Origin of the sequence: Wolbachia endosymbiont (group A) of Ischnus inquisitorius (genome assembly GCF_964026985.1) — a bacterium.
Classification (GTDB): Bacteria; Pseudomonadota; Alphaproteobacteria; order Rickettsiales; family Anaplasmataceae; genus Wolbachia; species Wolbachia pipientis.
Genome location: NZ_OZ034715.1, coordinates 546,579 through 563,352 on the forward strand (window position 1 = coordinate 546,579; position 16,774 = coordinate 563,352).

The 16,774-nt window shown below is 35.9% G+C and carries 10 protein-coding genes; 6 read left to right on the forward strand and 4 right to left on the reverse strand.

What is annotated here, in order from left to right; translation table 11 throughout:
* The first annotated feature begins 49 nt into the window (after positions 1-49).
* The gene (locus tag AAGD90_RS02855) at positions 50-1,312 is read left to right on the forward strand and encodes an MFS transporter (RefSeq protein ID WP_341822106.1); all 1,263 of its coding nucleotides are present in this window, start codon (positions 50-52) and stop codon (positions 1,310-1,312) included.
* Positions 1,313-1,319: 7 nt separating this feature from the next.
* On the opposite strand, the gene AAGD90_RS02860 is transcribed toward AAGD90_RS02855, so the two are convergent.
* Together AAGD90_RS02860 and pdhA are read right to left on the reverse strand one after the other, a co-directional pair.
* Entirely contained in the window at positions 1,320-2,243 is a 924-nt protein-coding gene (locus AAGD90_RS02860; protein WP_006279888.1) for an RluA family pseudouridine synthase, read from the reverse strand.
* Between the two features lie 408 nt (positions 2,244-2,651).
* Positions 2,652-3,632, reverse strand: coding sequence for a pyruvate dehydrogenase (acetyl-transferring) E1 component subunit alpha (gene pdhA / locus AAGD90_RS02865; RefSeq protein WP_341822107.1), 981 nt, complete (start codon positions 3,630-3,632; stop codon positions 2,652-2,654).
* 55 nt (positions 3,633-3,687) lie between these two features.
* Between pdhA and hemJ the strand changes: the two genes are divergently transcribed.
* The 3 genes from hemJ to miaB all read left to right on the forward strand — a co-directional run bounded on the left by hemJ (position 3,688) and on the right by miaB (position 6,338).
* A complete protein-coding gene (gene hemJ, locus AAGD90_RS02870) occupies positions 3,688-4,116 on the forward strand; it encodes a protoporphyrinogen oxidase HemJ (protein ID WP_010082641.1) in 429 nt (142 codons plus the stop codon).
* Between the two features lie 53 nt (positions 4,117-4,169).
* On the forward strand, positions 4,170-4,418 hold the full coding sequence (locus tag AAGD90_RS02875) for a hypothetical protein (RefSeq protein WP_265017717.1): 249 nt from the start codon (positions 4,170-4,172) through the stop codon (positions 4,416-4,418).
* A gap of 600 nt (positions 4,419-5,018) precedes the next feature.
* Positions 5,019-6,338 carry a tRNA (N6-isopentenyl adenosine(37)-C2)-methylthiotransferase MiaB gene (miaB, locus tag AAGD90_RS02880; protein ID WP_010962578.1) on the forward strand — a complete coding sequence of 440 codons (1,320 nt, stop codon included), beginning with the start codon at positions 5,019-5,021 and terminating at the stop codon, positions 6,336-6,338.
* A gap of 139 nt (positions 6,339-6,477) precedes the next feature.
* On the opposite strand, the gene AAGD90_RS02885 is transcribed toward miaB, so the two are convergent.
* Entirely contained in the window at positions 6,478-7,944 is a 1,467-nt protein-coding gene (locus AAGD90_RS02885) for a peptide MFS transporter (RefSeq protein WP_007548626.1), read from the reverse strand.
* A gap of 176 nt (positions 7,945-8,120) precedes the next feature.
* On the opposite strand from AAGD90_RS02885, the gene AAGD90_RS02890 reads away from it, so the two are divergent.
* Both AAGD90_RS02890 and AAGD90_RS02895 read left to right on the forward strand, forming a co-directional pair.
* Positions 8,121-11,591: a class I tRNA ligase family protein gene (locus tag AAGD90_RS02890; RefSeq protein ID WP_341822108.1), complete on the forward strand. Its 3,471-nt coding sequence runs from the start codon at positions 8,121-8,123 to the stop codon at positions 11,589-11,591.
* A gap of 55 nt (positions 11,592-11,646) precedes the next feature.
* Positions 11,647-14,382: a hypothetical protein gene (locus tag AAGD90_RS02895; protein ID WP_341822109.1), complete on the forward strand. Its 2,736-nt coding sequence runs from the start codon at positions 11,647-11,649 to the stop codon at positions 14,380-14,382.
* Here AAGD90_RS02895 and pheT read toward each other — a convergent pair.
* Complete coding sequence (pheT, locus tag AAGD90_RS02900; protein WP_341822110.1) at positions 14,379-16,718, reverse strand: phenylalanine--tRNA ligase subunit beta; 2,340 nt, start codon at positions 16,716-16,718, stop codon at positions 14,379-14,381. The genes AAGD90_RS02895 and pheT overlap by 4 nt on opposite strands.
* Positions 16,719-16,774: the final 56 nt, after the last annotated feature.

Here is a 16,774-nt window from a genome sequence, read left to right on the forward strand (position 1 = left end):
CAAGGAGCACCGGTTAATGATATATTAGGTTATGTTAAATTGAAAGACCATGAATAATATCCAAAAAGCAATACTATCGGGCATGATCTGTAACATGATTGTGTGGTATGAACTCACTCTTTTTGGAGTATTAACAGATACAATCATCAACGTTTTTTTCCCATTAGAAGATCATTATTTGAGTACACTCAAATTCCTTGGTGTTTTTGCAATTGGTTTTACGTTTAGACCAATTGGTGCAGTAATTTTTGGTTATATGGGAGATAAGTATGGCAGAAGAAAGACTTTACTTACTTCAGTAATATTAATTTCAATATCATCCGCAATTATGGGAATTATACCTGGGTATAAAGAAATAGGGTTGCTTTCACCTGTATTGCTTGTGTTTTGTAGAATAGTGCAAGGAATAACTGCAGGAGGTGAAACAAGCATTAATACAGCATTTACGATAGAGCATTCAAAAGATAAAAAAAATCTAGGTTTCTTAGGAAGTATGAAGCCCTTTAGCGGAGCCCTTGGAACGCTCTTATGCATAACAATGATATTTATCTGCAAAAGAGTTACAGGTGAGAACTATGAAATATGGGGATGGAAGTTGCTTTTTTATTTTTGCTTTTTTTTGGGGACAATAGGTTTTTTAACTAGGTACATATCAAAAGAAAGCTTAGCATATAAAACTAATAAGTACGCTAATAATTTAGCACATTCACCATTGTTAGAACTAGTAAGAAACTATAAAAGACCGCTTATTATTTCAATCAATCTGGGAATTGCTCAGAATGCAATTGTCTACGCAGCAATAATGTTTTATAATATATCAATAAAAGAGCTAGTTATTTTATCTATTAGTGTTAAAGATTTAATGAGGATAGTAATACAGGTTGTATTTGCAGCATCTGCGGTACTTTTTGCAATTTTATCTGATAAAGTTGGAAGAAAACGCGTAATGATTCCTGTACTGATTATGCTATCTCTGATTGGTACATGTGTATTACTATTATTATCTTCCGTTAACCACTATGTCGTAATAATAACTTACTTATTGATTACTATACCAGTAGGTGCATCTTTTGGAATATATGGTTCTTTTATTTGTGAACTGTTTCCAACAAAAGTAAGATGCACTGGCGTAAGCTTAGCAAATAATATATCTGCAGGAATTTTTGGTGGCCTTTCTCCATACATATGCATGTGGCTTATAGAAAAAACCGAAACAAAACTTGCAGCAGGCATTTATCTTACTGCCTGCGCATTAATTAGCCTAATATCTGTGCTTCAAATTAAAGCCAAAGACAGAAAAGTTGATTGGTGAAATCGTTTCAGTCGAAAAATAGCGCTTCAATGGATTTTTCGATGTGTTTAGTGATAGGAGCGGTGATAGTGATTTCTTTATTGTTTGGCAGTTTTAAAGATAAAGAATGCGAATGAAGGTGAATTTTATTTGCTATCCCATCAATAAAAGCTTTTTTACCACCATATTTACCGTCACCAAGAATAGGGCAATTTATATGAGCTAAATGTGCACGTAACTGATGGGTTCTGCCGGTAATTGGTTGTAATTTTAAATAAGCAACATTGTGTTTGGATTTTGCTATAATTGAAAAATGCGTAGTGGCATTCTGAGGTGAATTTTCATCAACGACCACTTTTTCTTGACCTGAAACATATTTTTTCACCAATGGATAGTCTATTGTTCCACTATCCTTGCTCGGTATGCCAGAAGTTAATGCTAAATAAGTTTTTTTTACTCTTCGTCCTTTAAATTCTTCCATAAGGTATCTGGCAACATTAGCGTTGCGTGCGAATATTATCACTCCACTCGTATCTCTATCTAGCCTATGGACAATTTTAAATGTTTCTCCCTCTCTTATTTGGTCAAGCAAATCACTCATGCTAATCTTTACTTTTACGCCACCTTGAACGATGACCCCTGCGGGTTTGTTTATAGCTAGTATATATTCGTCTTCATATAATATGTTCTCTCTTAGTAGATTCACTAACTTTTCATTATATTTGCGATCAGAATTAGCGTTTTCAATATAATTCAAGTGCTTCAGCGTTATAGTTTGCCCAGAATTTACTCTATCACTGGACTTTGCTTTGCAATCATCAACTTTGATTAATCCTTTCCTTAAAGATTTTTCAATTACAGATTGCTTTAGATCAGGAAAGATTCTTCTGATGTACCTATCCAGCCTAACGTTATCGTCTTCTATTAATATGGTTTTTATACTTTGTAGCATTCCATTATTTATAATGAATATCTAGTGAAATGTCAATTATTGGTGTCATTCCAGTGTCAAGCACTGGAATGACACCGAAGGGGCTACTGCCGTCATAAAGGAACCAGTGTCAGCTACTCGGATGACAGGAGAAGGAGACTACTGAGATGACAGCTAGCCTGACAACCGTCATCCCGCTGCTTGTTAGCGGGATCTAGAGATACCGCGAATGAATCGCGGTATGACGGTTCGCGGCGGCATGACGTAGAGCTTGCGTTAGCTATACTTTTATACTCACCAACTCAGCTGGATCCAAGTAGTCAGAGCACTGGGATGACAAAAAAAGGAGGGCACTTGGATGACGGGAGAAGGAGCTATTTGGATGACATCGTTTACTATACAATGTTTGTACAGTTCTGGATAAAAAAATTAGCTAACAAATTTATAAACATCAGTATACAGCTCATCAACGCTTGGTTCTTTACTATTTTTGGCAAAATCTTCCGACTTTTTTACTAAATCACGTATTTTCTTATCAATTACTTTGCACTCTTCTTCTGAAGCCATTTTATTATCTGTCATGTATTTCTTTAAAGTGCTTATAGGGTCATGATTTTGCTTCATATCTTCAACTTCTTCTTTTAAGCGATAAGTAGCAGGATCTGACATTGAGTGACCGCGATATCGATATGTCTTCATTTCAAGCAGGATAGGCCCTTTTCCGCTGCGTGTGTGTTCCGCTGCTTCGCTTGTAGCCTCATAAACAGAGAAAAAATCCATTCCATCAACTTGTTTTCCAGGAATACCAAAACTTTCTCCTCTTTTATATAACTCTGTTACTAAAGTTGACCTTTGCACGGAGGTTCCCATTGCGTATTCATTATTTTCTATGATGTAAACCACAGGCAACTCCCACAAAGATGCCATATTAAACGATTCATATACTTGTCCTTGATTTGCAGCACCGTCGCCAAAATATGTAAATACCACATTATCTTTTTTCTTATATTTATTAGCAAATGCTATTCCTGTGCCAATTGGAACTTGTGCTCCCACTATTCCATGCCCGCCGAAGAATTTTTTTTCAACGTCAAATACGTGCATCGAACCACCTTTACCTTTCGAGCATCCTGTTTCTTTGCCGGTAAGCTCTGCCATTACAACATTTGGATCAGAATCACATGCGAGCATTAAGCCATGGTCTCTATAACTTGTGATAAAAGCGTCACCTAATTTTGATGCAGCTTGAGTTCCAACTGCAACTGCTTCTTGTCCTATTGATAGGTGACAGAACCCGCCTATTAATCCCATCCCATATAATTGTCCTGCTTTTTCCTCAAATCTGCGTATGAGTAGCATTTTCCTGTAGAATCCAATTATCTGTTCTTTAGTGAAATTTTCTGCTTTCATATCGATTTCTTTTTCATTAAACTAACACAATACCAGGAATTTTAAATTTTTGCTAATGAACTATTACCACTGGCTTGAGGCTTTTCACGTTATCTCTGTTATCATGTGGATGGCAGGTATGCTTTATTTACCCAGGCTTTATGTCTACCATGCAACTGTAAAACCGGGATCGGAAAATGATAGCTTGCTTCAAACAATGGAAAAGAGGCTACTTAGATATATCATAAACCCTGCAATGCTTTTCTCACTTGGTCTTGGAATTACACTAATGGTTATTAGGGAAGCATATCGTGAAGGATGGTTTCATGTAAAAGCATTTGCAATACTTTTGATGTTAATTATTCATATGCTACTTGCAAAATATAGGAAAAATTTTGCAATGGGTTCGAATAAGAAGTCACATATTTATTTTCGCGTTTTAAATGAAGCAGTTACAGTATTGATAATAGTTATAGTTATTATGGTTGTTGTAAAACCTTTTTGACTGACCTTACCCAAAAAAAGCAGAAAGCTCGTATCTGTTCAGATGCATGGCTAATGTACAATACTGAAATAAAAATTCCAGTGCTCCCTTTCTTGTCATCCCAGTGCTTGACACTGGGATCCAGCTTTCTTTACAAATTCACCAAAAGTGCTTCATTCTATAACGCAAAACCCATACTCACCAAACTCAATGCATTACTTGCAATTAAGTTTCCTGGATGCCAGTGTCAAGCTACTCGGATGACACCATTCTTTTTCCTGGATCCCAGTGGGCTTTGTTGCATCGCTAGCTATGATGGATAAAGATAAAAAAGGTAGAGAATATCAGTAGCTTATTATTCTGGTATTTATAACAAGAACGGTCAGTGAATACCTAAATTTGAGTAAAAGAAATTTCACTACCACTCACTAATCCGGCTAAAATTCAAGAATTTCAATGCTTTAGCTATTTTCAATAGAATTAAATTTATTAATATAAATAATAAATTACTATTCTTAAATTTGATCAGATTGATTGCAAAAAAACAAGATTTTCAATAGGTTGCTTATAATCCTAACTATAGTTAGCCTTTCATAAGTAGCGATGCAACAAAGCCATCCCAGTGTCAAGCACTGGGATGACAAGAAGAGGGCACTGCCCTCTTGGATGGAAGCCAGTGTTAGCTACTTTCATGACACCCTGACAACCGTCATCCCGCTACTTGTTAGCGGGATCTAGAGATACCGTGATGGTATGACGTAGGGGTTGCCGAGAACTTGTCATCCCAGTGCTTGACACTGGGATCCAGTTTTTCGTATAATGTTGTCAAAATCTATTGTGCTAGCAAGTTCACTAGCGTCACGCGCTGGTCTGTTAGACATTTACGTGTAGGGTGAAGAAATTTTGAAAAAGACATACCAAATATGAAAGGCCTATATATTAAAACTTACGGCTGTCAGATGAACGTTTATGACTCCGTTTTAATGGAAAATGTAATTAAACCTTTGGGGTTCAACGTTGTTAGTGATGCAGGGAAAGCCGATTTAGTGATACTGAATACTTGTCACATTAGAGAGAAGGCAGCAGAAAAACTTTACTCAGAGCTTGGGAAGATTCATTCGTTACGAAAAGAAATGACTATAGTGGTGGCTGGGTGTGTAGCGCAAGCAGAGGGAGAAGAAGTGTTCAGAAGGGCTCCTTTTGTTGATATTGTTGTTGGTCCGCAGAGTATCGCTACCTTACCGGAGCTGATAGTCAAAGCAAGCAGAAGTAAAGGTCATGTAATAAACACTGATTTTCCTGAAGTTGCAAAGTTTGATAAATTGCCAGATGAATGCTATGGCAATAGCCAGGGGTCTTCTGCGTTTCTTGCCATACAAGAGGGTTGTGATAAATTTTGTACGTTTTGTGTAGTGCCCTATACTCGTGGAGCTGAGTATTCACGGCCAGTGAATGAAATATTTCGTGAAGCATTGAAATTAGTTGCAAATGGGGCAAATGAGATCAATTTGCTTGGTCAGAACGTCAATGCTTACCATGGGGAGTGCGAAGGGGAAGTGTGGGATTTAGGAAAATTAATTAGTCATATTGCTAAAATTGAAAAGCTAGAGAGGATTCGTTATACAACTTCTCATCCAAGAGATATGCATGAATCTCTCTACTTGGCACATGCGGAAGAGCCAAAGCTCATGCCGTTTGTTCACCTGCCTGTGCAGTCTGGTTCGAATAAAATATTGCACGCGATGAACAGGAAACACACTGCAGAGGAGTATTTGGAAATAATAGACAGATTTCGCAAATTGAAACCTGAAATCGAATTTTCTTCTGATTTTATTGTTGGTTTTCCTGGAGAAACCGAAAAAGATTTTGAAGAAACTATGAAATTAGTAGAAAAAGTTAGATATGCTCAGGCTTATAGTTTTAAATACAGCCCAAGACCAGGCACACCGGGAGCGGAAAGAAAAGATCAAGTACCAGAAGAGGTTAAAACAGAGCGCCTTCTTCGTTTACAGAAATTAATTAGTAAGCAACAACTTGAGTTTAACCAGAGTATGGTAGGTAAAACTATACCTGTTCTATTTAGCGATAAAAAAGGTAAACACCAAAACCAAATTATTGGTAAAAGCCCATATATGCAATCAGTGTGCATTGATGATTCTGAAGATAAATACAGGGACAAAATAGTAAATGTGAAAGTGTTGGAAGCTCGGCAGAGTAGTTTGCTGGGGTGTGCATTTCACTGATTTTAAGCAGCGTTAAATATAAATCTTAAGCAAAGAGTATTGAAAAAATGCAATCATAATCTTTTTCAAAAGTTACAAAGTTTAATTGCTACCTCTGCTGAACGGGTACCTTAAACCTACAAATTTGAGCTTACCTATATCAATTTTTTGTACAAGATGAGTTAGTAACAACTTTATGTATAAAATTGAAGAAGAATAAAAATACAATAACGAGCATTAAATTAAATATTCCCACCTTTAAAAAACCCTCTTTATATATTTCTAAAGATTCTAAATAATTTATTTTACCATTTACTGAAGGAACTGACATAAATTTTGATATTGCAACTCCGGCTAGGTTAGAAAACGCTAATGACAGCATTACTATACCCATCACTACTCCTCTAAGGTTTTTGGGGGCTAGTGTAGTTGCTTGTTCTTGGACTAATGGAGCAATACATAATTCTCCCAGTCCCATAAAGGAGATAGCAATTATTAAATATAAGTATTCTACTTTACCTTCAATGTTAGAGTTTAAACATCCTATGTACAGTGTGAAAAAACACATAGCCATTGTCAGAAGGCCAAGGGTAAACATGGAAGTTGCATATTTTTGCTTAAACTTCATGTATGTTCCAAAAAGAAAGCCAAATATTATAATTGACAAAGGATTTATGGCTTGAGAAACTGAAGCTGGGATTGTTATACCTAATACATTGTTAATAACGTTTCTTTCGGTGAATAAGTTAACCAAAGAGCCAAGCTGCATTTCTAAAGCAAAAAAACACAAGAAAAATACCACAAGAATAGATAATGCCACTAATTTTCGTCTTTGTTCTGCTGATAATTTAGATATTATATAAATAAATATGCCCAGAGCTGTTATTCCAATAAATATGAGCATATTAGTAAAAAATTCACTATGTATAAGCATTTTAGCAATTATTGATGATGACAGAAAGCTTCCTATCAATACTATACCAAAAATTTTAATCCCTAATATGCGCTTATTCATAAGCTCTGGATAAGGAGAAAGGCCGCTATCTCCTAAAAGATTCTGAAATTTGAGAAAAAAGATTAGCCCTATAGACATCCCAATACCAGCTAAACCAAAGCCGTAGTGCCAGCCAAACAAGTGGGCTACATAACCACATGAAATAGAAGCCAATATTGCTCCAATATTCACACCTACGTAAAATAAAGTAAAGCCTCTGCTACGTTCAGGATCGTCTTTGCCATAGCATGAACTAAGTAAGTTAGTTACGTTCCCTTTAAACATACCAGTACCTATGGCTATTAGAGATAAACCTAAATATAATAAACCTGGTTCAAACTTAACCAATGACATGCAAGCATGACCTGCTATCATCACTATCCCTCCAAGCAACACCATGTTGCGGAATCCCATCAACTTATCAGCTAAAAAACCTCCAAGTATTGGTATAGCATAACCTGTTGCAGCAAATAATGAGTAAATAGTAAAGGCCCTCTCATCAGTGAAACCTAAGTGAGAAGTCAAAAATAGGACCAAAAGTGCCCTCATTCCATAGTAAGAGAAACGTTCCCACATTTCAACAAAGCACAACATTTTTAAAAATTGTGGAAACTTATCTGTCTTCTGATCCATAAAATACCCCTAAAGCTTGGGTTAATGTTAAGTAAAACAATAAAAACTGCAAGTAAAACTTAAAAAAAGGTATTGGAAGCTCGGCAGAATAGTTTGTTGGGGTGTGAGCTACGGAAATATTTTTGAATTTGTAATTTTTCAGAAAGCCCTATATTCTTTAGTTTTACATAGCGAACATGAAGTCAAAGCATTATCCTGATACAGTAAGTAGTCCTGATTTTTTATCGTTAGAAAAGGAAATCATAAAATTTTGGCAGGAAAACAAAGTTTTTGAGCGGTCAGTTGAAGAACGTTCCAAGGATAATTGTTTTGTCTTTTACGATGGGCCTCCGTTTGCAAATGGACTTCCGCATTATGGACATTTACTCACTGGTTTCATCAAAGACGCATTTGCAAGATATCAAACTATGCTTCAAAAAAGGGTTGAACGTAGATTTGGCTGGGATTGCCATGGATTGCCGGCTGAGATGGGTGCAGAAAAAGAACTTGGAATATCTGGTAGAACTGAGATAGAGAAGTTTGGTATAGATAAATTTAACGATCATTGCCGTACTTCTGTGATGAAATTTTCATCAGAGTGGGAGAAGTATGTAAATAGGCAAGCAAGGTGGGTAGACTTTCACAATGACTATAAGACTATGGATAAATCATTCATGGAGTCGGTCATGTGGGCATTCAAGCAGCTTTATGATAAGGGTCTGGTGTATGAATCAGTGCGCGTTGTACCATATAGCTGGGCATGCGAAACTCCATTATCTAATTTCGAAACAAGGCTTGATAACGCGTATAGAGAAAAAGTTAGCAAAGCTGTAACTGTTGCATTTGAGCTTTTAGAAAACCCACAGCAATTTAAAAGTGTTAAACGAAAGTGTAAATTACTTGCTTGGACTACAACTCCTTGGACGTTGCCGAGCAACTTGGCTTTAGCAATAGGAAAAGATATTAAGTATTGTGCAGTGTCAGTCCACCCTTTGATGTCATTCCAGCGCGTGACGCTGGAATCTATTTCTGGATCCCAGTGTCTGGGCACTGGGATGACAGGGAGTAGTGAAGGAAGTTCAATGAATGGTGAAATATACATTTTTGCTGAAAGCTACTTAGAGAAATTTATCAGCCACTCTGAACAAAACAATATTCCATATGAAAACTGCAATATAAAACTTAAAGCGAATGATCTTGCAGGTCTTTCTTACAAACCACTGTTTGACTATTTTAAAGACACAAAAAATGCATTTCGCGTTTTTATTGCTGATTATGTGACGGAAGAAGACGGTACTGGCGTTGTGCATACTGCTCCTGGATTTGGTGAGGAAGATTTTTACCTTTGCCAAAGCCATGATATTCCAGTTATTTGTCCAATTGATAACAGTGGAAAATTTACTGCTGAAGTTTCAGATTTGGCAGGGGTTCATGTTTTTGATGCCAATGATACAGTAATAAAAAAATTGAAAGGGCAGGGAAGTTGGTTTAAGACTGAGCAATATATTCACAATTATCCACACTGCTGGAGAACTGACACTCCTTTGATCTATCGCACTATGCCTTCTTGGTATGTTGCCGTTACAAAATTCAAAAGCAGAATGGTAGAGCTAAATAAGAGAGTTAATTGGATACCAAACCACATTAGAGATGGTCAATTTGGAAAATGGCTTGAAGGGGCACACGATTGGTCAATTTCACGCAATCGATTTTGGGGTACTCCAATTCCCGTATGGAAATCAGATGATGCAAGATATCCAAGAGTAGATGTATACGGTTCAATAAAAGAACTAGAGCGAGATTTTAATGTTAAAATAGATGACTTGCACAGACCATTTATCGATACTTTAACAAGACCAAATCCTGATGATCCAACAGGAAAATCGATTATGCGTCGTGTGCCTGACGTATTTGACTGTTGGTTTGAATCTGGCTCGATGCCATTTGCGCAAGTCCACTATCCATTTGAAAATAAGGAACGGTTTGAGAATAACTTTCCTGCGGATTTTATTACCGAGTACATAGCACAAACCAGAGGTTGGTTCTATACACTTTTTGTATTGTCTACTGCTTTGTTTGACAGTGAACCATTTAAGAACTGCATATGCCACGGTGTTGTTTTGGATGTAAAAGGGCAAAAATTGTCCAAACGTTTGAATAACTATGCAGATCCAATGGAGGTTTTTGATAGATACGGTTCTGATGCACTGCGTTTTCTTATGCTTTCTGGATCTATTGTTTGTGGTGGTAATTTGCTACTCGATAAAGAAGGAAACTCAATACGAGATGTTTTGAAAAACGTAATAAAACCTATTTGGAACAGTTATCACTTTTTTACCATGTATGCAAATGCAGATGGAATTAAAGCTGAAGTTTGTAAGGATTATCAAAGTACTATTGATCGCTACATGATTTCCAAATGTTTTGAAGCTGTAGATGGCATACAAGCTTCTATGAACAGCTATAATTCCCAAGAGGCTTGCAAAATTTTGATGAACTTTTTTGAAGTGCTAAATAATTGGTATATTCGTCGCAGTCGCGAGCGTTTTTGGAAAAGTGATTTGGATCAGGATAAAACTGATGCTTATAATGTTCTATATACGGTTTTTTATTACATACTAAGAGCTGCAGCCCCTTTGTTGCCACTTATAACAGAGAATATGTGGCAAGGGCTTAAGTATGAAGAAACATCTGTTCATTTGGCTGATTTCCCACAATTAGAGAAGTTTGATAGTCAGCTCATTGCCAAAATGGATCTAGTGAGAGAGATATGTAACTCTGCACTCTCTATTAGAAACACTTTTAATATACGCATCAGACAGCCACTTAGTAGTATGACGATTTATCATAAGTCTTCCTGCGGTTTTCTTGACGATACACAACCCTCTGTCATTCCAGAGCTCTCTCCCGTCATCCGAGTAGCTGACACTGGGATCCAGAAAGAAAAGAAATGGTCAAGTGCTGGAATGACACCAAGCATGAATGAATATCAAGAGATGATAAAAGATGAGGTGAATATAAAAAAACTAGAGTTGGTAAACAAACTTGAAGATATTGCGTCACTAGAATTAAAGCTAAACTTTCCTATGCTTGGGAAAAGAATTCCAGACAAAATTAAGAAACTAGTTCAATATGTCAAAGAGGGGAAATGGTGGCAAGTTGAAAAAACTCACTCCGACGTCATCCCAGTGCTTGACACTGGGATCCAGATGCAGATTCCAGCGTCACGCGCTGGAATGACAGAAGGTTCCGCAAAAGGTTCAATATTTTTAGGAGATGAAACAGAGAACTATGTTATAGCAAAAGGCGAATATGAACTATTATTAAAAGCAAACAGTGAATTTTCCTCCGTGTTTGATAACAACAAAGGGATTGTGATTCTGAACACCACTTTAAATGATGAATTGATTCTAGAAGGGCTTGCAAGAGATGTTGTGAGGCTCATTCAGGAAACCAGGAAACAAGCTGATTTTCATATGTCCGATAGAATCAGAGTAATAATCAAAACAGAAGATGAGAAAATTAAGGAAGCAATAAATACGTGGATTGAATATATAAAAGAGCAGACCCTTGCCTTATCTTTGGACATTAATACAGAAATTGGAACTAACTTTTATTCTAAGGAGTACCAAAATTTGATAGTTGGTATTAAGTTAGATTGTCAGTAGTTGAAAGTTGTCATTGTTTATGCTATACTTAGGTTACTTGAGGTAAGGTTATAATATGAATAAGGCTGTTGCAGATGATTATGAAAAAGTTGTTAACAATAGTGATGGTTTAGGTAAAGTAGAATCTATTTCCAATGTTGCTTTGGAAGAGGAAGAAGAGTTTTTTGATGCTATGGAAGCTGTTTCTAATGTAGAAGAAGGGAATAATTTAGGTCTTGCTACTTCAGAAGAGGAAGAAGAATTTTTTGATGCTGTGGAAGAACAAGAGCCGTTAGCTAATTTTAACGTTCCACTCAGTATATTTCATTATAAAGATTATAACTCTGATTTTTTTACTTCCTGGTATAATATATCAAGCGAAATATTTAAGGAAATAAATAGAACTTGCCCAGAAAAGAAAATATTAAATTTAGCTCTGTCAGTTTTAATGCTTCCTTATATTGCTTTTACTGCACTGGGATTAGTCGTATGCAGTAGATTTCAAGCAAACAGCAAGACACAAGACAGTGTAGGGGAAGATAAGACAAAAAAGAGTGAAACTGGCGTGCCAAAAAGATTGGCATATGGCGCTCTTGCTGCAATAGCAATCTTTGTTAATGTAACTGTGCTTGTAGCCTTAATTGTTCCTGCAACAGTTGTTTTGGCTACTCTCTATCTTTTAAATAGAGAGCTATCTCATTCTTTAGTTACTGTGCTTAAAATAAGTATGGGACTGTACTCTAATAAGCACCAAAATATCGAGGTATCTTTTCATGAAAAGGAAGTTTCTAGTACAAGCATTGCATGTGATATGGAAATAAAATTTCCACCACAATTTAAACAATTACTTAGAGATTTATGTGAAGATGAAAATAATAAGTGGTTTAGTGTGACACAGGATGCAGAGCGTAATATCGTACTGAAATTGTCAACTAGCATCGATTTAAAAAATGGTCTTAAGCCCTTACGTAATGAAATCAAGGATGTCCTTGCAACTTCTATTCAAGAATTTGCGAAGACTCTGGAAGAACTGATAAAGCTAGAAAAGAAAGAGATTACATATGATAAATTGAAGGAATTATTGAACGAATTCAAGTCGAAAGTGGTAGATAGTATAGGTCCTAATTTGACAAGTCACTTAATACAAAGTGCTTATCAAGTTGCCTTTATACAAGCAATTAAGTTTCAGCGAGATAGACGGGGAGAAGATTTTTCGCTGGAAGATGAGATAAGAAATACTTTGGTAAGACAAGAATTGGAGAATCAAGGTAAGGAATTGCCAAGTGAAAAAGAAATGATAATAAAAGATCTAAAAGAACTGCTATTAGGTGATGATATAATGGAGTTGCTTGATAACGCAGATGATATAAGTGATGATGTGCTTCTTGTGCTTAAAGCAAGGTGGAAACAGTTCATAGAAGAAGATGACATAGCTGAAAGGAAAGTAATTGATATATGTAAAGATATATATCCTAAAGAAACAGAAGAAGCTCTAAATAATGCTAAAGAAAGAATTAAAGATTTAAAAAAAGAAGGAGAAGAAAGATATGTTAGGATACATGGAGAATTGAAAAATATATATGATGAAGGAAAAAACAACTTAATAAACAATGATTTAAAGAGGAAATTAGAAGATCTTTTTAAGTTCGAGTATGATAATCAAGAGGTTGAGCAAAGGCTAGTAAAATCAGTGATAAAGAGAGCTGAAAGTAAGTTAAGTCAATCAGATATACCAGATAAGGAGAAGCAAAGCTTAGGGAAGCAGCTTAAAGATTTAGAAAAGGAAGCTTCAGCTAAAATAAATGACTTTGTAGAAAAGATGTATTTAGAAGTAACAAAGTGTAAAATGCTAAATTTATTTAGAGGTCAAGCAAAGTCTATGAAAGGTTTATGCGACCTATTAAAAGAAGATGCGCCAAGTCTAATAGAAAGGATTGGTGCGCATCGAGCAGAAATTGCAAAATGCTTGGAACAACCTACACTATTGAGAGAAATAATAGAAAGAAATGAGGATTTGAATAAGTACTTAGAAGATGAGCAAAATAGAAAAGGAGCAGATACAGAATTAATACAAAAGCACTTAAAAAATAACCAAGAAATTCTGAAAGCATTAAAACAGTTAGAATTAGAAGAAAAAGGATTGTTAATAAATGAAGAAACAACAAATGATTACAGAGAAGAACTAGAATCTCGCGAAAAAATAAAGTTTGCAATAATAGAGGATGATTTACTGAAGGAGTTCGAGCGTGAAACTTTTAACGAAGAAGCAGTTAAGAAGTTGTTAGAGGAAGCGGAACTGGAGTACTGTTTAGCAGAAAGATGCATCAAATATCCTGTAATTAAAACAAAAGATAATATCAAACATTTTAGTCAAAATTTATTGTCTCCTTTGATAGACAGACTGGTGAAAAATATAATAAATAATGTGCCAAAAAGCGATAAGAGTTCATGGTTGCAACCTATAAGAGCTATTCAGACAGGCTTGGGATATATTAAAACAGGTCTTGCCGTTGCAATATACGGGGATAAGAGCACAGAAGGAAAAGCATTGAGTGTGGCACATGATACTCATAAGGAAGTAGAGACATTTCTTCAATGTTTTCAGTCAAATTATGAAGGTGTTGGAGCCTTTTTAGGTAATTTATTTTCTGATGATGGAGAAACATTTAAAAATGATATATGGCCTAAAGTAGAAGAGCATTTGCGTGGAATGTGGGATAGATTTTTTAAGGATATTGAATTCAATATTGGAAATAGATTGGATGAAGTAAGAGTAACACAGCAACGGCAGGAAACTGTGATTACAGCTTAAGGATGAGCTCTCAAAGTTCCTTTTGTACTTTCACACACTAAGTTAACTATCATATTTGATTCCTTTTGGATTTCCTTTTCAGTTAAAGTGTGAGTTGGAGAGCAGAAAGTAACTGATAATGCTATAGACATCTTGTTCGGCTCTATGTTACTTCCATGGTATACATCGAATATCAAAACTTCTGTGATGAGCTCTGAGCTTTTTTTTACCACATTGATTATGTTACCTACTTTCACATCCTTATTTGCAATAAATGCAAAATCACGTTTTACACTTTGGTATTTATAATCGATAAATTTCTTTCTACTTACAGGTAAATTTTCAATATTTTCTAATATCACCTCAAAACCTACAACTTTTTGCTTGATGTCAAAAAGATCTAATATATTAGGATGCAACTCTCCAAAATAACCTGCTACTTTATTCTTAAAAGAGAGAGTGCCTGACTTTCCTGGGTGGTAATGTTCTTTTTCTGCTCTCTCTATCGTTAAATTATCGCAATTGACGTTAAAACACTCCAAAGCTGCTATGCAATCAGCCTTTGCGTCAAAAACATCTACTTTCCTATCAGTATTATAATGGTTTCGCGGTAAATTATTCCCTGTTCTTATTCCACTTAAAACATGTTTAGACTGAGCTTCACCATCGTAAATCGGCCCAATTTCGAAGATTGCAAGATTAGGTACTCCATGGGCAATATTATCAGCAGTGACTTGCAATAAATTTGGCATAATACTTGGTCTCATCATATTAAAGTTATTGTTAAACGGATTATCGATGATAAATAACTTATTCGAGTAACCAAATTTTTCAGCTGTTGATTCACTCATAAACGACCAGGTTAGCACTTCATGAAACCCTCTATTTGTCATCAAAATGCGCAAATTGTCGTATGTACTATCTACTTCTTCAACATTATTTGGTAGTGGTTCTTCTTTTATTTTGTCATAGCCGTATATTCTTGTTACTTCTTCAATTAGGTCAACCGGTATTGTCACGTCCGGTCTCCAGCTTGGTACTTGTACATTCCAATTGCCTTCGGTTTTTTTATCAATACTAAACCCTAGTTTCGTTAAGATATCAAGCACCTCATCAGGCGATACAGACACACTTCCAAACTTGTTCACATCCTGATAATCAAAGCTCACCTTGGTGTCAGCACTATCTAAACTGCCAGCAGACACTACGCTTGAGGTTTCTCCACCACATAAGCCCAGAATCATTTTAGCTGCAAGGTTGAGTCCATCAAAAGTAAATCCAGGATCAACTGAACGTGCAAATCTGTAACTAGCGTCTGTGGAGATGCTCAGCTCCCTTGAGGATTTAGCAATAGAGATTGGATCGAACAAAGCTAATTCCAAAAAAATATTGGTAGTTTCAAGAGTACATTCACTGCACTTACCACCTATAATTCCAGCAACTCCATGAATATTTTTATCATCAGAAATAACGCTCATGTCTTTGTTTAATAAGTATTCTTTACCGTTTAAACCAGCAAATTTTTCTCCGTCGTTTGCTTTGCGTACTACAAGCTCTCCTTCTATTTTTTTTGCATCATACGCGTGCATTGGGCGGCTGAAAGATATCATAATATAGTTCGTGATATCAACTATTGCAGAAATGGAGCGCATTCCTATTGATTCCAGCCTATCTTTTAACCATTTTGGGCTTTCTTGATTTTTTACATTGGCGATGTATATTCCACTAATAAAACTTTCCCCGTCAGTAACTTCAACATCGATTGGTGAATTTATGGAGCTGGTAAGTTGTGGAATGCTTAAAGTCTTTAATGTTCCAATTCCAGTTGCAGCAAGGTCGCGAGCTATTCCATAAATGCCTAAGCAATCTCCACGGTTTGGAGTAACATTTATATCAATTACAGGGTCACAATTGAAAAATTTATCCCCTACTTTATAATCATCGGAAAGCTCGATTATTCCTTCACTTTCCTCTTGAACCAACGCAAGTTCAGAAGCAGAGCAGAGCATCCCTTCACTTAGCACTCCTCGTATTTTTGTAGGCTTGATTGTGAAATCACTTTCTGGCAATGTGCTACCAAGAGATGCAAGCACAGTTTTCATACCTTCTCTAACATTGTTTGCTCCGCAAACTATTTGTAGAATTTTACTTCCGTCATCTACTTTACATAATTTTAATTTATCAGCATTTGGATGCTGTATCACCTCTAATACTTCTGCAACAATAAAACCAGCTAATTTGGTATTGTCGATCACATCTTCTACTTCTAACCCTATGTGAGTTAATTTATCGGTAATTTCTTCTAAACTAGCATTGGTTTCTAAATACTCCAGTAACCAAGATAACGTGAATTTCATCGATCTAACAAGAAACAAAAAAGTTATTGTAATATAAAATGTAGTGCTTTTAAAGC